The organism is Streptomyces sp. BV286, from assembly GCF_019090165.1.
Classification (GTDB): Bacteria; Actinomycetota; Actinomycetes; order Streptomycetales; family Streptomycetaceae; genus Streptomyces.
Genome location: NZ_JAHRIB010000029.1, coordinates 1 through 24110 on the forward strand (window position 1 = coordinate 1; position 24110 = coordinate 24110).

General features: G+C 69.5%; 23 protein-coding genes and 1 tRNA gene. 18 read left to right on the forward strand and 6 right to left on the reverse strand.

What is annotated here, in order from left to right; translation table 11 throughout:
* The 3 genes from KUF83_RS04045 to nudC form a co-directional block, all read left to right on the forward strand.
* Positions 1 to 741, forward strand: a 741-nt coding sequence (locus tag KUF83_RS04045) for a PD-(D/E)XK nuclease family protein (RefSeq protein ID WP_217453131.1), incomplete at its 5' end; no start/stop codon positions are given.
* A 10-nt stretch (positions 742 to 751) separates the two neighbouring features.
* On the forward strand, positions 752 to 2155 hold the full coding sequence (locus KUF83_RS04050; RefSeq protein ID WP_217453132.1) for a dipeptidase: 1404 nt from the start codon (positions 752 to 754) through the stop codon (positions 2153 to 2155).
* Positions 2156 to 2239: 84 nt separating this feature from the next.
* The gene (gene nudC / locus KUF83_RS04055; protein ID WP_217453133.1) at positions 2240 to 3187 is read left to right on the forward strand and encodes an NAD(+) diphosphatase; all 948 of its coding nucleotides are present in this window, start codon (positions 2240 to 2242) and stop codon (positions 3185 to 3187) included.
* A gap of 4 nt (positions 3188 to 3191) precedes the next feature.
* On the opposite strand, the gene KUF83_RS04060 is transcribed toward nudC, so the two are convergent.
* Positions 3192 to 3434, reverse strand: a complete 243-nt coding sequence (locus KUF83_RS04060; protein WP_217453134.1) for a mycoredoxin — start codon at positions 3432 to 3434, stop codon at positions 3192 to 3194.
* 180 nt (positions 3435 to 3614) lie between these two features.
* Here KUF83_RS04060 and KUF83_RS04065 point away from each other — a divergent pair, with 180 nt between their 5' ends.
* The 5 genes from KUF83_RS04065 (at position 3615) to KUF83_RS04085 (ending at position 7639) form a co-directional block, all read left to right on the forward strand.
* Entirely contained in the window at positions 3615 to 5903 is a 2289-nt protein-coding gene (locus KUF83_RS04065) for an ATP-dependent DNA helicase UvrD2 (protein WP_217453135.1), read from the forward strand.
* A 162-nt stretch (positions 5904 to 6065) separates the two neighbouring features.
* On the forward strand, positions 6066 to 6380 hold the full coding sequence (locus KUF83_RS04070; RefSeq protein WP_217453136.1) for a hypothetical protein: 315 nt from the start codon (positions 6066 to 6068) through the stop codon (positions 6378 to 6380).
* 177 nt (positions 6381 to 6557) lie between these two features.
* On the forward strand, positions 6558 to 6926 hold the full coding sequence (locus tag KUF83_RS04075; protein ID WP_217453137.1) for a WhiB family transcriptional regulator: 369 nt from the start codon (positions 6558 to 6560) through the stop codon (positions 6924 to 6926).
* Complete coding sequence (locus tag KUF83_RS04080; protein WP_217453138.1) at positions 6923 to 7246, forward strand: hypothetical protein; 324 nt, start codon at positions 6923 to 6925, stop codon at positions 7244 to 7246. The genes KUF83_RS04075 and KUF83_RS04080 overlap by 4 nt, the downstream gene beginning before the upstream one ends.
* A gap of 186 nt (positions 7247 to 7432) precedes the next feature.
* Positions 7433 to 7639 (forward strand): hypothetical protein, encoded by a 207-nt coding sequence (locus tag KUF83_RS04085; RefSeq protein WP_217453139.1) that lies wholly within the window; start codon positions 7433 to 7435, stop codon positions 7637 to 7639.
* A gap of 52 nt (positions 7640 to 7691) precedes the next feature.
* Here the strand turns inward: KUF83_RS04085 and KUF83_RS04090 are convergent, their stop codons facing one another.
* A complete protein-coding gene (locus KUF83_RS04090) occupies positions 7692 to 9140 on the reverse strand; it encodes an AarF/ABC1/UbiB kinase family protein (RefSeq protein ID WP_217453140.1) in 1449 nt (482 codons plus the stop codon).
* Positions 9133 to 10326: a TOMM precursor leader peptide-binding protein gene (locus KUF83_RS04095; protein WP_217453141.1), complete on the reverse strand. Its 1194-nt coding sequence runs from the start codon at positions 10324 to 10326 to the stop codon at positions 9133 to 9135. Before KUF83_RS04095 ends, KUF83_RS04090 begins: the two co-directional genes overlap by 8 nt.
* Positions 10327 to 10536: 210 nt before the next feature.
* Between KUF83_RS04095 and KUF83_RS04100 the strand changes: the two genes are divergently transcribed.
* The 4 genes from KUF83_RS04100 (at position 10537) to KUF83_RS04115 (ending at position 14446) form a co-directional block, all read left to right on the forward strand.
* Entirely contained in the window at positions 10537 to 11133 is a 597-nt protein-coding gene (locus KUF83_RS04100) for a M48 family metallopeptidase (RefSeq protein WP_217453142.1), read from the forward strand.
* Between the two features lie 144 nt (positions 11134 to 11277).
* The gene (locus KUF83_RS04105) at positions 11278 to 12978 is read left to right on the forward strand and encodes a TerD family protein (RefSeq protein ID WP_217453143.1); all 1701 of its coding nucleotides are present in this window, start codon (positions 11278 to 11280) and stop codon (positions 12976 to 12978) included.
* A 14-nt stretch (positions 12979 to 12992) separates the two neighbouring features.
* Positions 12993 to 13673 carry an AIM24 family protein gene (locus KUF83_RS04110; RefSeq protein WP_055610520.1) on the forward strand — a complete coding sequence of 227 codons (681 nt, stop codon included), beginning with the start codon at positions 12993 to 12995 and terminating at the stop codon, positions 13671 to 13673.
* Between the two features lie 17 nt (positions 13674 to 13690).
* Positions 13691 to 14446, forward strand: coding sequence for an AIM24 family protein (locus KUF83_RS04115; protein ID WP_143636478.1), 756 nt, complete (start codon positions 13691 to 13693; stop codon positions 14444 to 14446).
* A gap of 152 nt (positions 14447 to 14598) precedes the next feature.
* Here the strand turns inward: KUF83_RS04115 and KUF83_RS04120 are convergent, their stop codons facing one another.
* Both KUF83_RS04120 and KUF83_RS04125 read right to left on the reverse strand, forming a co-directional pair.
* Positions 14599 to 15120 carry an NUDIX hydrolase gene (locus tag KUF83_RS04120; protein ID WP_217453144.1) on the reverse strand — a complete coding sequence of 174 codons (522 nt, stop codon included), beginning with the start codon at positions 15118 to 15120 and terminating at the stop codon, positions 14599 to 14601.
* Positions 15117 to 16562, reverse strand: a complete 1446-nt coding sequence (locus KUF83_RS04125) for a zinc-dependent metalloprotease (protein ID WP_217453145.1) — start codon at positions 16560 to 16562, stop codon at positions 15117 to 15119. The genes KUF83_RS04120 and KUF83_RS04125 overlap by 4 nt, the downstream gene beginning before the upstream one ends.
* Before the next feature lie 190 nt (positions 16563 to 16752).
* Here KUF83_RS04125 and KUF83_RS04130 point away from each other — a divergent pair, with 190 nt between their 5' ends.
* From KUF83_RS04130 to KUF83_RS04145, 4 genes are all read left to right on the forward strand, one after another.
* Complete coding sequence (locus KUF83_RS04130) at positions 16753 to 17916, forward strand: SDR family oxidoreductase (protein ID WP_217453146.1); 1164 nt, start codon at positions 16753 to 16755, stop codon at positions 17914 to 17916.
* A 201-nt stretch (positions 17917 to 18117) separates the two neighbouring features.
* A complete protein-coding gene (locus tag KUF83_RS04135) occupies positions 18118 to 18579 on the forward strand; it encodes a molybdenum cofactor biosynthesis protein MoaE (protein ID WP_217453147.1) in 462 nt (153 codons plus the stop codon).
* 246 nt (positions 18580 to 18825) lie between these two features.
* On the forward strand, positions 18826 to 18990 hold the full coding sequence (locus tag KUF83_RS04140; protein ID WP_217453148.1) for a hypothetical protein: 165 nt from the start codon (positions 18826 to 18828) through the stop codon (positions 18988 to 18990).
* A gap of 68 nt (positions 18991 to 19058) precedes the next feature.
* Positions 19059 to 20153 carry a PDZ domain-containing protein gene (locus KUF83_RS04145; RefSeq protein ID WP_217453149.1) on the forward strand — a complete coding sequence of 365 codons (1095 nt, stop codon included), beginning with the start codon at positions 19059 to 19061 and terminating at the stop codon, positions 20151 to 20153.
* A 27-nt stretch (positions 20154 to 20180) separates the two neighbouring features.
* On the opposite strand, the gene KUF83_RS04150 is transcribed toward KUF83_RS04145, so the two are convergent.
* Positions 20181 to 20738 (reverse strand): PPA1309 family protein, encoded by a 558-nt coding sequence (locus KUF83_RS04150; RefSeq protein ID WP_217453150.1) that lies wholly within the window; start codon positions 20736 to 20738, stop codon positions 20181 to 20183.
* A 137-nt stretch (positions 20739 to 20875) separates the two neighbouring features.
* On the opposite strand from KUF83_RS04150, the gene KUF83_RS04155 reads away from it, so the two are divergent.
* Together KUF83_RS04155 and KUF83_RS04160 are read left to right on the forward strand one after the other, a co-directional pair.
* On the forward strand, positions 20876 to 23842 hold the full coding sequence (locus tag KUF83_RS04155) for a UPF0182 family protein (protein ID WP_254643356.1): 2967 nt from the start codon (positions 20876 to 20878) through the stop codon (positions 23840 to 23842).
* 43 nt (positions 23843 to 23885) lie between these two features.
* A tRNA-Met gene (locus KUF83_RS04160) sits at positions 23886 to 23959 on the forward strand.
* Positions 23960 to 24110 lie beyond the last annotated feature (151 nt).

The window sequence follows — 24110 nt, forward strand, 5'->3', positions numbered from 1 at the left end:
CCGGAGGAAGCCCGCACCATCGCCTCCTGGGACCGCGACCTCGACGCCCTCACCGGAGAACTCCTGCGCGCCCGCGAAAGCGTCACGGACGTCCCCCTGCCGGCCTCCCTCACCGCCTCCCAGCTGCTGCGACTCGCCGCCGACCCCGACGGCTTCGCACAGGACCTGGCCCGCCCCATGCCCCGCCCGCCCCAGCCGGCCGCCCGCCGCGGCACCCGCTTCCACGCCTGGGTCGAAGCCCGCTTCGAAGAACTGCGGCTCCCGATGCTGGAACCCGAGGAACTGCCCGGCAGCGACGCCGAGATCGCCGACGAACGCGACCTGGAAACCCTCAAGACCGCCTTCGAACGCACCCCCTACGCCCACCGCACGCCCTACCGGGTCGAAGCACCCTTCCAGCTCGCCATCGCCGGACGCGTCGTACGGGGCCGCATCGACGCCGTGTACAAGGAAGAAGGCGACGGCGAAGCACCGACGACATACGAGATCGTCGACTGGAAGACCAACCGCACCCGCACCGCCGACCCCCTCCAGCTCGCCCTCTACCGGCTCGCCTGGGCCGAACAGCACGACATCCCCCTGGAATCCGTACAGGCCGCCTTCCTGTACGTGCGCAGCGGCGAGATCGCCCGGCCCGAGAACCTCCCGGACCGGGCCGCACTGGAACGCCTCCTCCTGGAAGAACCACCCGAAGGGGTCCCCGACGAACCGCCGGACCAGCACGCGCGCGTGGACGGCTAGGCTCGTGACCATGAGCAAGACTCCGGACAGCGCCGTCCGCACGTACATCGGACACCACCGCGCAGCCTTCCTCGACGACCTCGCCGCATGGCTGCGCATCCCGTCCGTCTCGGCCCAGCCCGAACACGCCGCGGACGTACGGCGCAGCGCCGACTGGCTTGCCGCGAAACTCCAGGAAACCGGCTTCCCGACCTGCGAGATCTGGGACACCCCCGGCGCACCCGCCGTCTTCGCCGACTGGCCCTCCGACGACCCCCAGGCACCCACGGTCCTCGTCTACGGCCACCACGACGTACAGCCCGCCGCCCGCGAGGACGGCTGGGACACCGACCCCTTCGAACCCGTCGTCCGCGGAAACCGCCTCCACGCGCGCGGAGCCGCCGACGACAAGGGCCAGGTGTTCTTCCACACACTCGGCGTCCGCGCCCACCTCGCCGCCACCGGCCGCACCACTCCCGCCGTCCACCTCAAGCTCCTCATCGAGGGCGAGGAGGAATCCGGCTCCCCCCACTTCCGCGCCCTCGTCGAAGCCCACAGGGACCGACTGACCGCCGACGCCGTGATCGTCTCCGACACCGGCATGTGGTCCGAGGACACCCCCACGGTGTGCACCGGCATGCGCGGCCTCGCCGAATGCGAGATCCAGCTCTACGGACCCGACCAGGACATCCACTCCGGCTCCTTCGGAGGCGCCGTACCCAACCCGGCCACCGAAGCCGCCCGCCTCGTCGCAGCCCTGCACGACGAGCACGCGCGCGTGGCCGTCCCCGGCTTCTACGAAGGCATCACCGAACTCACCGACCGGGAACGCGAACTCTTCGCCGAGCTGCCCTTCGACGAGGAACAGTGGCTGCGAACCGCCAGATCCACCGCCACCCACGGAGAGGCCGGACACACCACCCTCGAGCGCGTCTGGGCCCGCCCGACCGCCGAGGTCAACGGCATCGGCGGCGGCTACCAGGGCCCCGGCAGCAAGACGATCATCCCGGCCTCGGCCATGGTGAAACTCTCCTTCCGACTGGTCGCCGGACAGGACCCCGACCACATCGAGAAGGCCGTCCGGACCTGGGCCGCAGAACAGCTGCCCACCGGGATCCGCCACGAGATCACCTTCGGCGCCGCCACCCGCCCGTGCCTGACACCCCTCGACCACCCCGCCCTGCAGTCCGTCGTACGCGCCATGGGCCGCGCCTTCGAGCAGGACATCCTCTTCACCCGCGAAGGAGGATCCGGGCCGGCCGCCGACCTCCAGGACGTCCTCGCCGCACCGGTGCTCTTCCTCGGCATCTCCGTCCCGTCGGACGGCTGGCACGCCCCCAACGAGAAGGTCGAGCTGGACCTCCTCCTCAAGGGCGTCGAAACCACCGCCTACCTGTGGGGCGACCTGGCCCAGAACTGGCGCGATGCACACTGAAGAAGCCCCGCCGCACGTCCTGCCGTACAACCGGCTGAACAGCCCGCCGAAACAACCGTTCCACCGGGGGAGTTGGAAGCACCCGTGACCACCTGGACCGACCACACCGCCGACCGACCCATCTCGCTCACCGCCCCGAGCGGCATCGACCGGGCCGCCCACCAGCGGCTCGACGAAGCCTGGCTCGCCGCGGCATGGAGCCACCCCACCACCCGCGCCTTCGTGGTCTCCGGCGGCCAGGTCCTCATCGACGAGACACCCGACGGCACCACCGAACTCGTCATGACACCGTCCTTCGAAGCACCCCTCACCGAAGCACACCGCTACTTCCTCGGCACGGACGACGACGGCGTCAGCTACTTCGCCCTCCAGAAGGACACCCTCCCCGGACGCATGGACCAGTCCGCGCGCGCGGCAGGCCTGCGCGAAGCAGGCCTCCTCCTGTCACCGCGCGACGCGGGCCTCATGGTGCACGCGGTCGCCCTGGAGAACTGGCAGCGCCTGCACCGCTTCTGCTCCCGCTGCGGCGAACGCACCGTCATCGCCGCCGCCGGCCACATCCGCCGCTGCCCCGCATGCGGCGCCGAGCACTACCCCCGCACCGACCCCGCCGTGATCATGGCCGTTACGGACAGCGAGGACCGCATCCTGCTCGGCCGCCAGATGCACTGGCCCGAAGGCCGCTTCTCCACCCTCGCCGGCTTCGTCGAGCCCGGCGAGTCCATCGAGCAGTCGGTCCGCCGCGAGGTCTTCGAAGAGGCCGGCGTCACCGTCGGCGAGGTCGAGTACATCGCCAGCCAGCCCTGGCCCTTCCCCTCAAGCCTCATGCTGGGCTTCATGGCCCGCGCCACCTCGGGGGAGATCAACGTCGACGGCGAGGAGATCCAGGAAGCACGCTGGTTCTCCCGCGAAGACCTGCGGGCCGCCTTCGAGTCCGGGGAGGTCCTGCCTCCGTACGGCATCTCGATTGCGGCCCGCCTGATCGAGCTCTGGTACGGCAAACCCCTGCCGACACGCGGAGTGGCCGCCTGAGACCCTAAGCGCCGACCTTCTGCTTCACCTGCGCCAGCGAAGGGTTCGTCAGCGTCGAACCGTCCGGGAAGAGGACGGTGGGAACCGTCTGGTTTCCGCCGTTCGCCTTCTCCACGAACGCCGCCGACTCCGGGTCGTGCTCGATGTTGATCTCGTCGTACGTGATGCCCTCGCGGTCCATCTGGCTCTTCAGCCGACGGCAGTAGCCACACCACGTGGTGCTGTACATCGTCACAGTGCCCGGCATGTCTCTCATGCTCCTTCGCTGCAGGGAGGTGCGTGTTCGCAAGGAGGGGAACGTACGAGAGAAGGCCGCCATTCCCGCAACCGTCCAGGGTGAGAGCCGCCGCACACACCCGGCCGCACGCGAGAGCGACACCGACGAACCGAACCGGGCAGCACGCCTGCCGCATTAGTACGACTACGGGTGCCCCCCTGTGGACAACCGGCGCACCCGTCTCCGCCGACCTGGCAGCATGGCGGGGTGACAGCAGCAACGCATTCCACCCTCTTCCCCCAGGGCCCACACGGTGGTTCCCAGTACCCGGACCCGGCCGGCGGAGCCGACGCGGTACTGGAAGGGCTCGACCCCGAGCAGCGCGAGGTCGCCACCGCCCTGCACGGCCCGGTATGCGTCCTCGCAGGAGCCGGCACGGGCAAGACCCGCGCCATCACCCACCGCATCGCCTACGGAGTACGAGCCGGAATCCTCCAGCCCTCCAGCGTGCTCGCCGTCACCTTCACCAACCGCGCCGCCGGGGAGATGCGCGGCCGCCTCCGCCAGCTCGGCGCCTCCGGAGTCCAGGCCCGCACCTTCCACTCCGCCGCCCTGCGCCAGCTCCAGTACTTCTGGCCGAAAGCAGTCGGCGGCAGCCTGCCCCGCATCGTCGACCGCAAGATCCAACTCGTCGCCGACGCCGCGGCCGCCTGCCGCATCCGCCTCGACCGCGGCGAACTGCGCGACGTCACCGCCGAGATCGAATGGTCCAAGGTCACCCAGACCGTCCCCGCCGACTACACCGCGGCGGCCGTGAAAGCCGGACGGGACGCACCCCGCGACCGAGCCGAGATCGCACAGCTCTACTCCGCCTACGAGGACATCAAACGCGACCGCAGCGTCATCGACTTCGAAGACGTCCTTCTCCTGACCGTCGCCATCCTCCAGGACCAGCACGACATCGCCGAAGCGGTCCGCGCCCAGTACCAGCACTTCGTCGTCGACGAATACCAGGACGTCAGCCCTCTCCAGCAACGCCTCCTGGACCTGTGGCTCGGCGAACGAAACAACCTCTGCGTCGTCGGCGACGCCAGCCAGACCATCTACTCCTTCACCGGCGCGACCCCCGACCACCTCCTCGACTTCCGCACCCGCCACCCCGAAGCCACCGTCGTCAAACTCGTCCGCGACTACCGCTCCACCCCCCAGGTCGTCCACCTCGCCAACGGCCTGCTCGCCCAGGCCCGCGGCCGCGCCGCCGACCACCGCCTGGAACTGATCTCCCAGCGCGCCACAGGCCCGGAGCCCGGCTACGCCGAATACACCGACGAGCCCGCCGAAGCCGAAGGCGCCGCCCGCCGCATCCGCGACCTCATCAACTCCGGCACCCCCGCCAGCGAAATCGCCATCCTCTTCCGCACCAACTCCCAGTCCGAGATCTACGAACAGGCCCTCGCAGACGTAGGAGTGCCCTACCAGCTACGCGGCGCCGAACGCTTCTTCGACCGCCCCGAGGTCAAGCGAGCCATCCACGCCCTGCGCGGCGCAGCCCGCTTCGGAGACAACGACTCACTCCTTGACGACGCCCCCGACCTGCCCTCCCAGGTGCGAGCCGTCCTGTCGGGAGACGGCTGGACCCACCAGCCACCAGCGGGCTCCGGCGCCGTCAGAGAGCGCTGGGAATCCCTCGCCGCCCTCGCACACCTCGCCCAGGACTTCGCCGCCGCCAAACCTGACGCCACCCTCGGCGACCTCGTCGCCGAACTCGCCGAGCGAGCCGGCGCCCAGCACGCCCCGACCGTCCAGAGCGTCACCCTCGCCTCCCTCCACTCCGCCAAGGGCCTGGAGTGGGACGTCGTCTTCCTGGTCGGCGTCGCCGAAGGCATGATGCCGATCACCTACGCCAAGACCGACGAACAGATCGAGGAAGAGCGCCGCCTCCTCTACGTCGGCGTCACCCGCGCCAGAGAACACCTCTCCCTGTCCTGGGCGCTGTCCCGCTCACCCGGCGGCCGCCACAACAGGCGGCCCAGCCGCTTCCTCGACGGCCTGCGCCCCGGCTCCGTCACCACGAACGGCGGCACCGCCACCGGCTCCGGCGGCTCCGGCGGAATCGAGCGCGGAACTCCCGGCAGCGTCCCTGGCGAGACCCGACGCACCAACCGCACCCCCGCCCGCTGCCGCGTCTGCGGCCGCACGCTCAGCGACGCCGGCGAAATGAAACTGATGCGCTGCGACGACTGCCCCTCCGACATGGACGAAGGTCTCTACGAGCGGCTGCGCACCTGGCGAGCGGCCCAGGGCGCGCGCAGCGGGCAGCCCGACTTCTGCGTCTTCACGGACAGGACACTCATGGCCATCGCGGAAGCGGTGCCGTCCACTCCGGTAGAGCTGGCCCGCATCCCAGGCGTCCGCGCCCGCAAGCTCACCCGCTACGGAACCGACGTACTCGCCATCTGTGCAGGTCAAGAGCCTGAGACCGGCGAAGACGAGGAATGATTCAAACTCATCGAAAAAATAGTTTGCGCATGCCCCAGCAATCCCCATAGGTTCTAAAGCACGGAAACGGCGGCCTTCTCGAAGGCCCTGGTTTCGTGCTGTACTTAACAACCGACGGACCGGCTCGCCCGGTCCCAGAGACGCCGAGAGGAGGCGATTCCAGTGATCAGCATCAACGCCAGCTCCATCAGCACCGCCAAAATGACCGATCGCTCGGTCGTCTCCACCTGCCTGCTCGGCTTCTCGAACCTGGGCACCGGTCTGTCCGGCATCCCCGCCGTCCGGCCGACGTCCTCCGTGTCTCTCGCGGGACTCCCTGTCCGCGAGCGCAATGAGCGACCGATGAAGGCACTGGAAGCAGTAGAGGCACAGGCGCAGGCCTATGCCTTCGCAGCCACCGGTGCCGGAGCCGCCAAGCAGACGCACCACACGATGTGGGCCTTCCGTGGGCCTGACCCCTGGAGTGATCCAGCCTGATCGACGATCAGGCCGGCGCCTTCAGGGCCGCGGAACCCCACCCGGGATCCGCGGCCCTTCTGTTTGTCCCCGACCGGGGACAGCGGAGCGAAGGGGCCTCGGGACAAGAAAAAAGAACCCCGGTACCAGCCGCCAACCGGCCAACCGGCCGGCACGACCAGACGAGGAAGACCAACCGTGCAACTCGAAGCGCACGCCCCGTCCGTACCGCCTTCCGAAACGATCACCCCGCCCGGCTCCACGGAGGACTCCACCTTGACCCCGCTCACTGCGCTCACCGCGCTCGACGACGCCATCGAGAACCTCGGCGTACCCGTCCCCTGCCGTTCCTACGACCCGGAAGTCTTCTTCGCCGAGTCCCCGGCCGACGTCGAGTACGCCAAGTCCCTCTGCCGCACCTGCCCGCTGATGGAGGCCTGCCTCGCCGGCGCCAAGGAGCGGCGTGAGCCCTGGGGCGTCTGGGGCGGCGAGCTCTTCGTCCAGGGCGTCGTTGTCGCCCGCAAGCGGCCGCGTGGCCGCCCGCGCAAGAACCCGGTCGCGGCATGAACACCACAGGAACAATCGATCGCCCCCTGACGCACGACCCCAAGAAACAGGCCCCGATGAAGCCGTCCACCGGCGAGCCCGCAGGCTCCGCGATCCCAGACTTCACAGCCACCGGCGCGAACGACTCGCGTCAGAACAGGACCCGAGAAATGCAACTCATCCCAGAAGCCCTCGCTCGTGCGCATATGCACGACCGAATGCACGAGGCCGAACAGGAACGCCGGGCCATGCGCCTGGTGATGGCCCGCCGCATGCAGCGCCGCGCCGAGCGCGCGTCACTGCGTGCCCGCCGCGCTCTGGCCATGGCGGTCATGCAGTAAGACCCATGCAACAGGGCCCACGCAAAGGTCCAAGCAAAAGGGCCCATGCGACGAGGTCCATGCAGTAAGGCCCATCGGCCGAGACGTAGCAGACACAACCGCTGACCGCGGGGGCCGGTCCGAACGGACCGGCCCCCGCGGTGCGTTGTGCCTCCCGTTGCCCGGCCCCGGAGTTATCGTCGGGCTGTGACCAGCCTCCGCGGGGACAGCGACGACGGCTCCACCACGGAGCCGGGCTCCCTCACATGCGCGCACTGCGGCGCCACCTCGGCAGACCCACAGCCGACCTGGACCTGCTCCATGGAGAACGGCACCCGCCGCTACTTCTGCGACACCTGCGCCCGGACCAACCTCAGAGCGATCGAGGGGCGGCTGGACTCGGATTGGTGGTGAGGCGGGGTTTTCTGCTGTTCTCCTTGGAGAGCTCGCGTCGGCCCGAGTCACATCAAGCCCCGGCTGCCGACCCCTCCGAGCCCATCCCCTCCATCCCTTCCAGCTCATCCACTTCGTCCGGTTCCGCCTCCATGTCCGGCAGGAAGCCGGGAAGCCATTCCTCGAGTTCCTGTCGGAGCCGTACCGTCGCTCCCAGCTGGCAGAGCACGCCGATCGTGCTCAGGGTCACCCGGTGTATCAGCAGGTATGCGGGGGGCAGGTTGAGCTGTTTGCCGAGTTGGTGTGCGGGGGAGCGGAGGTCGGCGATCCTTGCGGCCTGGCTCCGCATCCAGCCTCGGCTGAAGGTGAACTCTTCGAGCTGGGCCGGCTCGATGATGGGGAGCAGGTAGTCGAGGACGGCGTCCGGGTCCAGTTCTATGGTCTCTTTGACGAAGCCTTCCTCGCAGAGCAGTTCGTAGACGGCTTCCGCGTCGCCGTCGAGGGTCATGCGCAGAGAGTTGCCGATTGTCGACGGCAGGCCGCCCGGCAGGCGGTCCACCGTGCCGAAGTCCAGGACGCCCAGCCGCCAGCCGCTTCTGTCGGCGGAACCGTCGGAACCGTCGGAACCGTCGGTGGTTTCGGGGTCGTCCGGCATGAGGCGGAAGTTGCCCGGGTGCGGGTCGGCGTGCAGCAGGCCGGTGCGGGACGGGCCGGAGAAGAGGAAGCGGGCGAGGAGCTGTCCCGCACGGTCCCGTTCTTCCTGCGTACCGTCGGTTATCACCTCGGACAGGGGTATCCCGTCGATCCATTCCGTCACCAGCACCTGCTCGCTCTGGTGGACCACGGCCGGTACCAGTACGTCCGGGTCGTCGGCGAACTCCTCCGCGTGTGCCCGCTGCGCCTGTGCCTCCAGGGCGTAGTCGAGCTCTTCTGACACCCGGTCGCGCAGTTCCGCGATGAGGGGCTTGATGTCCATGCCCGGAATCAGCGGTCCCAGCAGTCGGGCGAAGCGGCTCAGCTGGTTCAGGTCGGACAGGAGGGCTTCGCCTGCTCCGGGGTACTGGACCTTGACCGCTACCTCCCGGCCGTCGTGCCAGACCGCCCGGTGCACCTGGCCTATGGAGGCCGCCGCGGAGGGTTTGTCCTCGAACTCCAGGAACAGATCCTGCCAGTCCTCGCCGAGCCGCTCCTCCAGTACGGAGTGCACCGTGCGCGTCGGCATCGGCGGGGCCGCCTCCTGGAGCTTGGTGAGGGCCGCGCGATACGGGCCGGCGACCTCCTCGGGCAGCGCGGACTCGAAGACGGACATGGCCTGTCCGAACTTCATCGCGCCGCCCTTGAGCTCGCCGAGCACTTTGAACAACTGGTCCGCCGTGCGCTGTTGCAGCTCGCGGCCTACGAGTTCCGCGGACTTGCCGCCGATTCGTTTGCCGAGTCCCCAGGTCGCGCGCCCGGCGAAGCCGAGCGGTAGCGCGGCGAGTTTGGCGGTTCGGGTGACCGCCTTCCGGGGAAGATCAGACATGCGCCCTCCAAGTACCGGACAGCCGTGCCGCGTGCGGCTGTTGCCCGGCCATTGTCTCGTGCGGCCCTTCGTCGTCCGAGGTCTGCTCCCCCTTAGCCTTCTCCGCGGCCCCGCAGGGGCACCCGGGATGTTGCCACACAGGTCGCGCGTGCCAGTCGAATCCGGGTAGGGAAACCTCCCAGCGGGCTCCCACGCTGGACGGTGACCGGCCGTCCAGGAAGGCGAGCGCATGCCCCGCGGCCAGGCCTGCGACCGTGGTCGCGAGTGCCAGATCGCAGGCCGGCACCTGGCGGGACTGTCCGGAGCGCCACTGTGCGAGCAGGCGGGGCCAGGTCGGATCCCGGTCGGTGCGTCCCCGGTCCAGGCAGCCCGCGCAGGCCGTGTCGCCGGGGAGGACCAGCGGGCCGACGACGCCCGTGCCCTCCACGATCCCCGCGTAGAGATGAGGCGTACCGGATTCGATGAGTGACTCGGATGATGCCGGGTCCGGTGCGTGGACGGCGAGGCCTTCCCTGGGCGCGATGATCACCAGGGCGAGGCCGGGATCCTCTGTTGGGGGAGTGCAGCGGGTGCCGCCGCGGCGGGGCGGGCGGCCGGGGGCCGCTCCGCGTACCGCGCGCCGGGCGGCCTCGTCCCGGCGCTCGCCGATGGACTCCACGGGCAGCCCGCCCGGCGCCACGTCCCATGGTTCGACGCGGCCGCCGTCCTGTACGTCGACCTGGCCCACGCCCGCGCCCGACAGGGTCGAGGCCAGTACGGCTCCGACTCTGCCCGCGCCCCGGACCTGTACGCGCAGTGAACGGCGGGCGGCCAGGCGGCGCATGGCCTCGCCGGGTTCGGGAGCGACCAGGGACAGTGAGGCGGCGTCGGGCCGGAGCCGGTCGTAGATCGCCGGTTTGCCGCGCAGGGCGTCGGCGGCGGGTCCGCCGCCCGTCGCGTCGTCCAGCAGCCCGGCCAGGGACAGTCGCTCCACGAGGCCGTCGACGTGGCCGTCGGGCAGGCCCATGCGGCGTCCCTCGTCGCGCAGGAGGGGCAGCCCGCGGGTGCCGTCGAGCAAGGTCATGAGGCTGCCTGTCGCGGTGTCCATCGGGCCGAGCACCATCGCGTGTGCGGGTGCCATCCCGAACTGCACGGTGTTCAGATCCCGCCAGCCGCGCCGCAGCGCGGGTTTCACCATCGGATGCATGAAAACGACCCCCGTACGTCCCCGTGGTGCCGGCGGTGTTCGTCCTGCTCCGCCGGTCGAGTGCCAGGATGCCCGCATTGCCCGGCGCGTGCCGAAAGTTGTCCACAGGCAGTGGATTTCGTCGTACTAATCGAGCGCTTGGGGTGCGGTTCGGCATCGATGCGTCCCGGGGGCGGGACTTCCCCCGTGTGCAACGGGTAACGTCGGGGCGTGCCCGCCGACCCACTGCACCGTGCCGGAAACCCACAGCGCAGCACGACGAGCCCGCCGCCAAGCGGCTCGGGGGCGAGCGCGATCGAGGTCCGCAGGAGCGCGCGACGGCGCAGAACGGTCTCCGCGTACCGTGAGGGCGATCGCACCGTCGTACTCATCCCCGCCCGCATGTCGGAGGCGGAGGAGCAGCGCTGGGTCACCGTCATGCTCGACAAGCTGGCCGCCCAGGAGAGCAAGCGCGTGCTCGGCGACACGGAGCTGTCCGAGAGGGCCGCCCGGCTCTCCGAGCTGTACTTCGACGGGCGGGCCCGGCCCGCTTCGGTGCGCTGGGTCACGAACCAGAACACGCGGTGGGGGTCGTGCACCCCGGCCGAGGGCAGTATCCGCCTGTCGCACCGCTTGCAGGGCATGCCCGAGTACGTCGTCGACTACGTTCTCGTCCACGAGCTGGCGCATCTGCTCGTACCGGGTCACGGGGCTGATTTCTGGCGGCTCCTGGAGGCCTACCCGCGCACCGAGCGGGCCCGTGGGTACCTCGAAGGGGTGGTCGCCGCCGACCGGCTGCCGCATCTGCCCGCGGCGCGCGGCGAGTGACGTCGGCCTGACGCCGACACCCTGCCCGGGACGACCGGCGGGAGGGTTTGTGTACCGGGTCTGTACCGGCCTCGTCTGCGGCTGGATTTTGCCGTTAGCCTGACGCGACGTACTTGTATTCGGGATGGGGGACGGTCGTTACGCATGGCCAGGGAATTCCAGCGCGGCCACAAGGCCAGGATCAGTGACCTCACCGCGGGCACCGATCTGTACGTGGGTGTACAGATCACCGGCCCCGGGCTGACCTTCGACATCAGCTGCTTCGGTCTGGACGCCGACGAACGGCTGTCGGACGACCAGTACTTCATCTTCTTCAACCAGCCGAAGAGCCCCGAGGAGTCCATTCAGCTTCTCGGCGCGCAGGCCGGTGACACGGAGTCCTTCCGCGTCACCCTCGACAGGATCCCTCCGCGGATCCAGAAGCTGTCGTTCACCGCGACGGTCGACGGGGCCGGACAGATGTCCCAGGTCGCTCCTGGATACATCCGCATCGTGGCGGGCGGCGAGGAGGTGGCCCGGTACTCGTTCACCGGCGCCGAGTTCTCCACCGAGCGTGCCGTGATGCTGGGCGACTTCTACCTGAAGGACGTCTGGCGGTTCGCCGCGGTCGGACAGGGCTTCGACGGCGGGCTCGACGCGCTGCTGAAGAACTTCGGCGGCGAGGTCGCCGAGGAGGAGCCCGCCGCGGCGCCCGCGCCGCAGGCCGGCGCTCCGTCGTTCGCGCCGCCTCCGCAGGGTGCCGCGCCGCCCGCGTTCGGAGCCCCCGCGGGCTCCGCCACGCAGGCTCCCGCGCCGCAGCCCGCTCAGGGTTTCGCACCGCCCGCGGCGCCTGCGCCGTCGGCGCCCGCGCCCTCGGTGCATGCCGCGCCGACCATCGTCGCGCCCATGACCCCGCCCGGCGGCGCCCCGGTGCCGCCCCCGGCGCCCGCTCCCGCGCCCTACGGTCAGCCGGGCCAGCAGCAGCCTCCGTACGGCCAGGCCCCCGGCCAGACCGCACCCCTGCCGCCCGGTTACGGACAGCCCCAGGCTCCTCAGGCACCGGCCCCGCCTCCGGGGTACGGCCAGCCGACACCGCCTCCGGGCTACGGTCAGCAGCCGCCGTTCGGCCAGGTTCCGGGGCAGCCCGGCGCGCCGGGTGCGCCCGCCGGGTACGGAGTGCCGCAGGGCGTTCCTCAGGGTGGTGCCGGTGTCACCGCGGCGCTGCAGGCGTACAAGGAGACGCCCACCGGGCAGCGCTGGACGCCGCAGAACAAGAAGATGGTCCGTGTCGATCTCGGCGCGGGCGGTGACCAGGCCGTACTCGCCCGTCAGGGCAGCATGGTGCTCTACCAGGGCAAGGTCGACTTCAGCTACAAGGGTGCCGGTTTCTCCGGGCGGATCGTGGGCAACGCGACCGGCCAGGAGATGCAACTGATGCGCTGTTCGGGCCGCGGCCAGGTCTTCCTCGCGGAGAACGGCGCCATGCTGCACCCCATCGAGCTGCAGGGAGACGCCGTCTGCGTCTCCGCGGAGAACGTCCTCGCCTTCGACGAGACGCTCCAGTACGAGGTGCGCCGCGTCGAAGGGCACGGCATCCCCGGAGGAGCGCTGTTCACGATGCAGTTCCAGGGGACCGGCACGGTCGTCGTGAAGACGCGCGGGGTGCCTGTCGTCCTGCCTGTGACGCCGACGACGTTCGCCGACTGCAACGCCGTCGTCGCCTGGTCCGCCGCCTCGCAGGTGATCGTTTCCAGCCAGGTGCGGATGCGCCGCAACGCTTACCCGGGTGACACCGGCGAGAGCGTGAACCTCCAGTTCCGCGGGGCGCCAGGCAATTTCATCGTCGTCCAGCCGTACGAGGTCTGAGGGAGCCCGTCCAAATGAACCAGCAACTCGCGGGCTTCGCCCCGGCACCCGTTGCCGCGCGCATGGAGAACCACGGCAACCACATGCTCAAGGTCGCCATGCAGACCGGAAACGACCTCCTCGCGCGCGTGGGGTCGATGGTCGCCTACGAAGGGTTCGTCCAGTACGAGCCCAACCCGCCGGCCGTGCGCCAGATCGCCAAGGACTGGATGACCGGCGAGGGTGCACCTTTGATGAAGTGCTCCGGAGACGGTCTGCTCTATCTCTCCGACTACGGGGCCAACGTCGTCGTCATCAACCTCAACGGCGACGCGATCTCCGTCAACGCCACCAACCTGCTCGCCTTCGACGCACACCTCACCTGGGGCGTCGAGCGGGTCAAGGGGCTGGCGAAGTTCGCAGGCCAGGGCCTGTGGAACACCAAGATCTCCGGGCAGGGCTGGGTCGCGCTGACCTCGCGGGGCAAGCCCATCGTCGTCGACTGCGGTGGCGGCGAGGACGAGACGTACGTCGACCCGGACGCGCTCGTCGCCTGGTCCCCGAACCTCAAGGTGAAGGGCAAGCGCAGCTTCAAGGCACAGTCGCTGATCGGGCGGGGCAGCGGCGAGGCCTTCCAGATGGCCTTCTCCGGACAGGGCATCGTCGTCGTCCAGCCCAGCGAGGACAGCACCGACCGCCTCCGGGTCCGGGGCTGAGGGGGAGGACACACATCATGCAGAGCCCGCTTTTCGCCTACAACGACCAGCAGTCCCAGGAGCGCTACAGCCTGCAGAACAAGCAGATGCTGCGCGTGGTCCTGGAAGGCCACGACGACATGCTCGCCCGCAAGGGCACCATGGTCGCCTACCAGGGCCTCGTGGAGTTCGACGCCGAGTACCAGAACTCCGGTCAGCAGCGTTCGCGCGCGCACACCGGAGAGGGCCTCGACCTCATGCGCTGCCACGGGCAGGGCACCGTCTACCTGGCCAACCTCGCCCAGCACATCCATGTGGTGGACGTGGACCAGGACGGTCTCACCGTGGACAGCAGCTACGTCCTCGCGATGGACTCGTCGCTGCACCACGACGTGATCGCCGTGGACAGCCAGTACGGCATCTCCGGATCAGGCAAGTACCAGCTCAACATCACCGGGCGCGGCAAGGTCGCCCTGATGACATCGGGCATGCCCCTGATGCTGCAGGTCACGCCGGACCGGTACGTCAACTGCGACGCGGACGCGATCGTCGCCTGGTCCACGAGTCTGCGCGTACAGATGCAGGCCCAGACGCACTCCTCCGGAGTGTTCCGCCGCCGCGGCAACACGGGTGAGGGCTGGGAGCTCAGCTTCATGGGCCAGGGATACGCGCTGGTCCAGCCCAGCGAGATGCTGCCGCCGCAGAACGCGGCGATCGGTTCGGGTGTCGCCGCCCAGTACGGGATGGGCCAGCAGGGGGCCCGGGGGCAGAACCAGGGCAACGCCTGGAGTTAGGACCTTCCGCGGGCACTCTGTGGAGCGCCCGCGGAAATCCTCGGGGTGGGGCTGCCCGCCGGTCCGTTGGGACTGGTCGTGCAGTGTCCCGTGCCCCTTCAGGACGAGTGTGTAAGGGGCGGTCGCCATTGCGGCCGCCCCTTACAGATTTTTCAGAGCCTTGCTCGTGTCGCCCTGAGCAGGCGTACGACCGAGTCGTCGGCCACCTTTTCCACCTCGTCGTACGCGAACCAGCGGAGGTCGAGGGACTCGTCGCTGATCTCCTGGACGGCTCCCGGGGCGGCCACGACCGCGTACTGCACGTCGAAATGGCGGTGGCAGGGCGGCGGAATGGGATGCCGGTCGAGCCGTACCGGTCCGCCAGGGAGCAGTGTCAGGGCCGTGATGCCCGACTCCTCCGTGGCCTCACGCAGGGCCGCTTCCTCCAGGGTGGCGTCCCCCGGCTCGCAGTGGCCGCCCATCTGCAGCCACATGCGGAGCTTCCTGTGGAGCGTCAGCAGCACCCTGCCGTGCCCGGGATCGATCACCAGCGCGCTCGCCGTGACGTGCCCGGCCGTACAGGCCTTCCACATGCCGTCCGGATGAGCCTCCAGATGGCCGAGGTAGGCCTGACGGAGCTCCTCCTGGCCCTCGATGCCCTTCAGGACCAGGACGGCGTCGTCGTACAGGGTCACTTGTCGTCGTCGCCCTTGGCCTCGTCCCCGCCCTTGTGCTCGCCCGAGGGCTCGTCCTTCGAGAGGTTCGGCTTCTCGGGTGAACCGCCCGCGGCCTCGCCCAGCATCTTGTCGAGCTCGGAGAAGTCCAGCTGCTCGCGGTGCACGAAGCCGTCCGGGTCGTCCAGGTCGGATGCGGTCGGCAGCATGTCCGGGTGAGCCCACAGGCCGTCGCGGCCGTCGACCCCGCGCGCGTCCGTGAGCGAGGCCCACAGGCGGGAGGCGTCCCTCAGACGGCGCGGGCGCAGCTCCAGGCCGATCAGCGTGGCGAAGGTCTGCTCGGCGGGGCCACCCGTCGCACGGCGGCGGCGCAGCGTCTCCCGCAGCGCGTCCGCGGACGACAGGCGCGGCTTCGCGGCCGAGTGGACCACCGCGTCCACCCAGCCCTCGACGAGCGCGAGCGCCGTCTCCAGGCGGGCCAGCGCGGCTTTCTGCTCCGGCGTGTCCTCGGGCTGGAACATGCCCTGCTGGAGTGCCTGCTGCAGCTCTTCGGGGTTCTGCGGGTCGAACTGGCCGACCACGTCCTCCAGCTTCGCCGTGTCGACCTTGATTCCGCGCGCGTACCCCTCGACCGCGCCGAACAGGTGCGAGCGCAGCCACGGCACGTGGGCGAAGAGCCGCTGGTGGGCGGCCTCGCGCAGAGCGAGGTAGAGACGCACCTCGTCCTGGGCGATCCCCAGGTCCTTGCCGAACGCCTCGATGTTCAGCGGAAGCAGCGCGGCCTTGCCGGCCGGGCCGAGCGGCAGGCCCACGTCGGTCGAGCCGACGACCTCGCCCGCGAGCACGCCCACGGCCTGCCCGATCTGCGTACCGAACATGGCCCCGCCCATGGAACGCATCATTCCGAGAAGCGGGCCCGCCATGGCCTGCATCTCCTCTGGCAGCACATCGCCCATGGCCGCGCCGACGCGCTCGGCGACCGGGTCGACGAGCTCCTTCCACACCGGCAGGGTCGCCTCGACCCACTCCGCGCGGCTCCAGGCCACCGCGGAGGCCGCGCCGGACGGCAGCGACGTCGCGTCGTCCAGCCACAGGTCGGCCAGCCGCACCGCGTCCTGGACCGCGGCGCGCTCGGCGGGGCCGACGCTCGCGTCCTTCGTACCGTCGGAGGTGCCCTGGGACACCGTCTGGCGGGCGATCTGCTTGGCCATGTCCCAGTTCACCGGGCCGCCCTCGTACGAGAGCATCTGGCCCAGCTGCTGGAACGCGGCGCCCAGGTCGCTCGGGTTCAGCGAACCGAACATGGCTGCGAGCGGGTTGTCGCCTCCAGGGCCGCCGGGCCCGAAACCGAACGGGTTGGCAGGTCCCTGACCACCACCGCTCTGCTGGTCCTTCTTCTTGCCCTCGTCGCCGTCGTCCGGCTCCTCCGGCGGAAGGCCGAATCCGAATGGGGTGTCACTCACGGGATTCCTCGGCTGTTAAGGCCGCCGGTTCGCTCCGACGGCGGCTGCCCTGCATCACCACCCAGCGTAGACACCACAACCGGTTCGGGCCTCGGTGCGTCGCCGACTCGGCGGCTGCGGCAGGATGGATGCCACCTGGTACGTACGCGTCATGCGCGTTCTTACTGAAGACAACCGCTGGAGACGCCCGGTGAGTTCCCCAGATCCACAGGTTCGCGCAGCGCGAAACCCCTCGGCCCATCCGTCGCCCGACCAACGCCCCTCGACGTCGGCAGCGCGTGCCGACGGGACCTCCGCCGTACGTGGCCCCGTCGTCGCGGTCACCGGCGCCGCGTCCGGAATCGGCGCGATGCTCACCGAGCGGCTCGCCGCCAGCGACGAGATCAAGCAGGTCATCGCCATCGACGAGCGGCGCGGCGAGTGCGCGGGCGCCCAGTGGCACATCCTGGACGTCCGGGACCCGGCTATCGCGGAGAAGCTGCGTGGGGCGGACGTCGTGGTGCACCTCGCGCTCGACCTCGACCTCGAAACGGACCCCGCCGCGCGTACGGCGTACAACGTGCGGGGTACCCAGACCGTGCTCACGGCCGCCGCGGCCGCCGGCGTCCACCGTGTCGTGCTGTGCACGTCGGCCATGGTCTACGGAGCGCTGCCCGACAACGAACTGCCCCTCTCCGAAGACGCCGAACTGCAGGCCACCGCAGAGGCCACGGGCGTCGGTGACCTGCTGGAGGTCGAGCGGCTCGCCCGCCGGGCGCCCCGCGCGCACCCCGGCCTCAACGTCACCGTCGTACGGCCGGCCGTACTCGTCGGGGGCACCGACACCGCTCTGACCAGGTATTTCGAGTCCCCTCGGCTTCTGGTCGTCGCCGGGTCCCGGCCCGCTTGGCAGTTCTGCCACGTCGAGGACCTGTGCGCCGCTCTGGAGTACGCGGCCCTGGAGAAGGTCGACGGCGAACTGGCCGTCGGATGCGACGGATGGCTGGAGCAGGAGGAGGTCGAGGAGCTCAGCGGGATCCGGCGGATGGAACTGCCGTCCGCCGTCGCCCTGGGGGCCGCGGCCCGGCTCCACCGGATCGGGCTGACGCCGTCGCCGGCCGGGGACCTCGCCTACACGATGTACCCCTGGGTGGTCAGCGGGAGCCGGCTCCACGAAGCCGGATGGCGGCCGCAGTGGACCAACGAGGAGGTCCTCGCCGAACTCCTCGGGGAGGTCGCGGGGCGGCACACCCTCGCCGGGCGGCGCCTCGGACGCAAGGACGCCACTGCCGCGGGAGCCGCGGGCGCGACGGTCGCCCTGCTCGGTACGGCCGCACTGGTGCGGCGGGCCCGGAAGGCGCGACGGCGGATCTGAGGCCCGGGCGGGGCCGTGTCCTCGCGGCCCCGCCGTCGGCCGGCCGGCGTGAGCGCCGCACGGACCTTCCGGAGCGGGGCGCGGTCCAGCGGTTCCAGCAGTTCCACGGGTCTGCCTCTGTAGAAGGCTCCAACCGCGCGCGCGTGCGTGCGGGTGAAAGCGCTATTCCGGGGAGTCGGCGGGTTGGGGCACGATGGGGGTATGGCACCCATGAACGATCATCCCGGTGAGCAGGCCGCGCAGGAGCCCATCAAGCTTCTGGCGATTCGGGAGACCGACCTCTCCCTGGACGAGGTCTTCCGGGCCGTCGGTGACGACGCCTCCGGAGGAACCGCGCTCTTCGTGGGTACCGTGCGCAACCACGACGGGGGAGCGGACGTCGACGCGCTCGGGTACTCGTGCCACCCCACCGCCGAGGCCGAGATGCGGCGGGTCGCCGAGAAGGTCGTGGCGAAGTACCCCGTGCGGGCGCTGGCCGCCGTGCACCGGATCGGTGACCTGCGGGTGGGTGATCTCGCGGTGGTCGTCGCCGTCTCCTGCCCGCACCGGGGAGAGGCCTTCGAGGCCTGCCGGAAGCTGATCGACGACCTGAAGCACGAGGTCCCGATCTGGAAGCACCAGACGTTCTCCGACGGTACGGAGGAGTGGGTCGGGGCCTGCTGACCCCACAGGACACCCGCTCACCACGGACTCCCGCTTCCCGGAGCACAACCGCACCGGTCCCACCGGTCGCGGTGGAGCCATCGGCCACACCGGTCCTCCTCGCCCGGTTGGCCCTACCGGCCCCATCGGCACCACCCGTACGGCCTTCCGGTTGCGTAACCCGACCCCTGCCGTGAGCGTTGTACAAGCGGATGGTTAATCTGCTGATCAGTCAGTTGCGGTCGCTCATGGGGTTGGGAGGTCGACATGGCAGCGCTTGCCTGGTTGCTGATTCCGCTTTTCGCCGCGATCGGCGCCGGAGCCTGGGGCAGTTGGGCAGGACGGAACCGCAAGACCATCGGTGACGGCCACGAGCTCGCGGGCTACACACGCTTCCGCGAGGCCATGGAGAAGTCGCACACGGACGCCTGACCGGCCCTCGGACCCCGGACGGACGGCCCTGACGGTGCGCTGACAGTGCGGTCCCGTACTGTCGTTCCATGCCACGCCGCACCGCGACGATGCTCGCCTCCACCCTGATGCTGATCGCGCTCCTGTGCGCGGGAGTCTTCATCAAAGTGCCGTACTCGGAGATGTCACCGGGTCCGACGGTGAACACGCTCGGCGAGCACGACGGCGAACCGGTGCTGCGGATCTCCGGCCGCAAGACCTACGCGACGAGCGGCCACCTGAACATGACCACCGTCCGGGTCACCAGCGCCGACTACAACATGAACCTCGCCGAGGCCGTGTACGGCTGGCTGGCGCACGACCAGAAGGTGGTCCCGCACGACACGCTCTATCCCGACGGCAAGACGGAGGAGCAGTCGACGCAGGAGAACGCCGAGGAGTTCAGCCAGTCCCAGGAGAGCGCCAAGGTCGCGGCCCTCGAACAGCTGGACATCCCGGTGAAGTCCTGGGTGATCGTCTCCACCGTCGTCAAGGACACCCCCGCCGAGGGCAGGCTGCACGCCGGAGACGTCATCAAGGCCGTCGACGGTACGACCGTGAAGGCGCCCGGCGACGTCGCGGACCTGGTCACCAAGCACAAGCCGGGAGAGAAGGTCGTCTTCACGATCGTGCCGGCCAAGGAGCAGGCCGCCGCGGAGAAGGAGAAGAGGACGCCCACCGGGGCGCAGGACGTCACGCTCACCACCGCCAAGTCCGACGACGACGGCGAGGAGCGCGCGATCGTCGGTATCTCGGCCGGCACCGACCACACGTTCCCGTTCACCATCGACATCAAGCTCGCCGACGTCGGCGGCCCCAGCGCCGGCCTGATGTTCGCCCTCGGCATCGTCGACAAACTGACCCCGGGCAGCCTCACCGGCGGCAAGTTCGTCGCCGGCACCGGCACCATCGGCGACGACGGCAAGGTCGGCCCGATCGGCGGCATCGAGATGAAGACGGTCGGCGCCCGCGACAAGGGCGCACAGTACTTCCTGACGCCCAAGGACAACTGCGCGGCCGCCGCCCGTGACGTCCCCGAAGGCCTCACGCTCATCAAGGTCGACACCATCGACGACGCGATGAGCGCACTCAAGGACATCCGTGGCGGCGACACGGCCGACCTGCCGAAATGCACCAGGTCCTAGCACACCGGCAGGCCGCCGACCCGCGGACTACTCCGCGAACGTCGCCGTGAGCGCCTCGGCCAGTCCCGGCACGAGATCGGACCCGGTGAGCACGTCGGTCGCCGAGTCCTTCTCGCGCAACCGCAGCGCCGCGTCGCGCTTGCCGCCGCGCAGCACCGCCACGGTCATCCGGACCTCCTGGCGCTCCGGATGCTCGGCGACCCACTTCGCCAGCCGCTTCTCGTCGAGGCCGTCCGGCACGGACGCCTCCGCGGACGGCGGCAGCATCAGCCGCTCCACGGACAGCGCGCAGCCGACGACCGAGTCCGGCCAGGCGATGGTGCCGAGAAACTCGTCCAGCGGGCTGCCCGCGGGGAGTTCGTCCTGCTCAATAGGGGTAAGGGTGCCCTCGGGCACATCTTCGGTCAGACCCAGACGCTCGGCGAGTCCCGGTTCCTGGGACCGCAGGCGCGAGGTGTCGACCAGGGCGAAGAGCCGGGCGGGCTGGTCCCAGCCGAGCCCCGAAACGTACTCGTCGATCTCGAGGACGGCACGGGTGAGGGGCCCGGCGGCCATGGGGGTGCCTGAGGAGGCGGTGTTGGACATGGTCACAATCCTGCCTCGTTCGGCCCCGGAAGCGGGAACCGAGTAAAGCATCAGTAAGTTGCATAGATGTGGCCCAGCGTCTGCGGGGCCCCCAGATACCAACAGCGAACTTCGAGGTGCGCACCTTGGCTTTCCAGATGCCGGACCGCGGCGGAGGCCCGACAGGGCCGCGGATGAGAGTGGGCCGACCGTCCCGGCGCGTCCGGACCCTGCTCATGACACTCGGCGTACTGGCCGTGCTGGCCATGGCCTTCGTCATGTTCGCGGGGTTCTGGACGGACTGGCTCTGGTACCGGTCGGTGCAGTACTCCTCCGTCTTCACCACCACCCTGTGGACCAAGATCGGCCTGTTCTTCGTCTTCGGACTGCTGATGGCGGTGGCCGTCGGCGTGAACATCTGGCTGGCCCATCGGCTGCGGCCACCGCTCAGCGCCATGTCGATGGAGCAGCAGAGCCTGGACCGCTACCGGATGGGCGTGGCCCCGTACAAGACGTGGATCCTGCTCGGGATCACCTCGCTGGTCGGACTGATCGCGGGAGCCTCCGCGGCAGGCCAGTGGCGTACGTGGCTCATGTGGGTGAACGGAGTGCCCTTCAACCAGAAGGACCCCCAGTTCCACCTCGACGTCGCCTTCTACGCCTTCGACCTGCCCTGGTACCGCTTCCTGCTGGGCTTCGGCTTCGCGGCCGCGATCCTCTCCGTGATCGCCGCGGCGCTGACGCACTACCTGTACGGCGGACTGCGCGTCACCAGCCCCGGAGCGCGCGCCACGGCCGCGGCCACCGGCCACCTGTCGGTGCTGCTGGGCATCTTCGTGGCGCTGAAGGCGGTCGCGTACTGGCTCGACCGGTACGGACTCGCGGTGAAGTCCAGTGACTTCAAGGCGACCGGCAACTGGACGGGCCTCAGGTACGTCGACGCCAACGCCTATCTGCCGGCGAAGACGATCCTCTTCTGCATCGCGGTCATCTGCGCCCTGCTGTTCTTCGCCACCCTGTGGCGGCGCACCTGGCAGCTGCCCGTCATCGGCTTCGGCCTGATGGTGCTCTCGGCGATCCTCATCGGCGGCCTGTACCCGGCGATCGTGCAGAAGTTCCAGGTCCAGCCGAACGAGCAGGCCAAGGAAGCGCCGTACGTCGAGAAGAACCTCAAGGCGACCCGCGACGCGTACGGGATCAACGGCACCGAGGTCACCGAGTACGCGGGCACGAGCACGACCGAGGACAAGACCAAACTGCGCGACGACGCCGACGGCGCCGCGAGCATCAGGCTCCTCGACCCGAACGTCGTCTCGCCCACGTTCCAGCAGCTCCAGCAGGTACGCAACTACTACGCGTTCCCGTCGAACCTGGACGTCGACCGCTACAGCAAGGACGGCAAGGACCAGGACACCGTCATCGGTCTGCGCGAGCTGAACCTCCAGGGCATCCCGAAGAACAACTGGATCAACGACCACTTCCGCTACACGCACGGCTTCGGAGCGGTCGCGGCCAAGGGCACCAACGCCGACGCCGAGGGCCGCCCGGAGTTCACCGAGTACGACCTGCCCTCCAAGGGCGATCTCGGGGAGTACCAGCAGCGGATCTACTACGGCGAGAAGACCAGCCAGTACTCGATCGTCGGCGGTCCGCAGAAGGAGATCGACTACTCCGACGACACCGGCGAGAAGACGACCAGCTACAAGGGCAAGAGCGGCGTCAACCTCTCGAACCCGGTCAACCGGGCCGCGTACGCGGTGGCGTTCAGCGAGCCGCAGATCCTCTACTCCGGTGCGATCGGCGAGGGTTCGCGGATCCTCTACAACCGCACGCCCAAGGAGCGCGTCGAGGCGGTCGCCCCCTGGCTGACCATCGACGGCGACGCCTACCCCGCGATCGTCGGCGACAAGATCGAGTGGATCGTCGACGCGTACACGACGACCAACGGTTACCCGTACGCCTCGCGCACCACCCTCGGTGACACGACGGCCGACTCGCTGACCGCCGCCAACAACCAGCGGGCGGTGGTGGCCCAGCAGAACCAGGTCAACTACATCCGCAACTCGGTGAAGGCGACCGTCGACGCGTACACCGGCAAGGTCACGCTCTACGAGTGGGACACCAAGGACCCGGTCCTCAAGACCTGGAAGAAGGCCTTCCCCGGGACGGTCAAGGCGCGGACCGACATCCCGCAGGACCTCATGGACCACCTGCGGTACCCGCAGGACCTGTTCAAGGTCCAGCGGGAGCTGCTGACCCGCTACCACGTGAAGGACGCGGAGACGTTCCTCAGCGGCAGCGAGGTGTGGCAGGTGCCGGACGACCCGACCAACAAGTCGGGCAACGCGGTGCCGCCGTACTACCTCAGCATGAAGATGCCGGGTGAGCAGTCCCAGGCGTTCTCCCTGACGACGACGCTCACACCGAACGGCCGCGACAACCTGAGCGCCTTCATGTCGGTCAACGCCGAAGCAGGCACGAGCGGCTACGGCAAGATCAACATCCTGAAACTGCCCACCGGCAGAACGGTCGACGGACCGAAACGGGTGCAGAGCCAGTTCAACTCCGAACCATCCATCGCCGAGTCCATCAGGCTCCTGAGAGGTGGTGACTCGGAAGTCGAGTACGGCAACCTGCTGACGGTGCCGCTCGACGGGGGCCTGCTCTATGTGGAACCCGTCTACGTGAAGGGTGGCGGACTCAAGTACCCGCTGCTGCGGAAGGTGCTGGTGACCTACGGAGGCGCCACAGCCTTCGAGGACACGCTGGACGAGGCGCTCAACAAGGTCTTCGGAGCCGACAGTTCGGCCACCGAACCACCGGACGAGGGCGAGACGAACCCGCCGCCGACATCCAACGACCCCACGGTCCAGGAAGCGCTCGACGACGCCCAGAAGGCCTTCGACCAAGGCCAGGAAGCCCTCAAGAAGGGCGACTGGGAGGCGTACGGAACAGCGCAGAAGGATCTTGAGGACGCCCTCAAGCGGGCCGAGGACGCACAGGCCGCGGCCGACAAGAAGGCAGGCAGCAGCGACAAACCGAGCGGCTCCGGTGACAAGAACACCGAGGCGAGCGGCAAGCCGAGCAGTGAGCCGAGCAGCAGTAAGAGCCCGGACAGCGGCTGAGTCAGGAGCCACCCCGCGCCGTGGTACGGTTGAAACACAACGGCGCGGGGTGGAGCAGCTCGGTAGCTCGCTGGGCTCATAACCCAGAGGTCGCAGGTTCAAATCCTGTCCCCGCTACTGAAGTTGAAGGACCCGGATCCTCCAAGGATCCGGGTCCTTCTGCGTGTGCGGACTCCTGGCGGACGCGGGGAGGCGCCTCTCGTTCACCAGTGCTGCCGAGGTGAAGGCTGCGCCGGACGGAGCGAGTTGAGAGAACTGTGTTTCACTT

Bases quoted from the DNA above. Each gene is read 5' to 3' on its own strand.
- KUF83_RS04050 (WP_217453132.1), top strand. From the start codon at position 752: ATGAGCAAGACTCCGGACAGCGCCGTCCGCACGTACATCGGACACCAC.
- KUF83_RS04060 (WP_217453134.1), bottom strand. From the start codon at position 3,434: ATGCCGGGCACTGTGACGATGTACAGCACCACGTGGTGTGGCTACTGC.
- KUF83_RS04080 (WP_217453138.1), top strand. From the start codon at position 6,923: ATGAACACCACAGGAACAATCGATCGCCCCCTGACGCACGACCCCAAG.
- KUF83_RS04090 (WP_217453140.1), bottom strand. From the start codon at position 9,140: ATGTCTGATCTTCCCCGGAAGGCGGTCACCCGAACCGCCAAACTCGCC.
- KUF83_RS04095 (WP_217453141.1), bottom strand. From the start codon at position 10,326: ATGCATCCGATGGTGAAACCCGCGCTGCGGCGCGGCTGGCGGGATCTG.
- KUF83_RS04105 (WP_217453143.1), top strand. From the start codon at position 11,278: ATGGCCAGGGAATTCCAGCGCGGCCACAAGGCCAGGATCAGTGACCTC.
- KUF83_RS04110 (WP_055610520.1), top strand. From the start codon at position 12,993: ATGAACCAGCAACTCGCGGGCTTCGCCCCGGCACCCGTTGCCGCGCGC.
- KUF83_RS04115 (WP_143636478.1), top strand. From the start codon at position 13,691: ATGCAGAGCCCGCTTTTCGCCTACAACGACCAGCAGTCCCAGGAGCGC.
- KUF83_RS04135 (WP_217453147.1), top strand. From the start codon at position 18,118: ATGGCACCCATGAACGATCATCCCGGTGAGCAGGCCGCGCAGGAGCCC.
- KUF83_RS04140 (WP_217453148.1), top strand. From the start codon at position 18,826: ATGGCAGCGCTTGCCTGGTTGCTGATTCCGCTTTTCGCCGCGATCGGC.
- KUF83_RS04145 (WP_217453149.1), top strand. From the start codon at position 19,059: ATGCCACGCCGCACCGCGACGATGCTCGCCTCCACCCTGATGCTGATC.
- KUF83_RS04150 (WP_217453150.1), bottom strand. From the start codon at position 20,738: ATGTCCAACACCGCCTCCTCAGGCACCCCCATGGCCGCCGGGCCCCTC.
- KUF83_RS04155 (WP_254643356.1), top strand. From the start codon at position 20,876: ATGCCGGACCGCGGCGGAGGCCCGACAGGGCCGCGGATGAGAGTGGGC.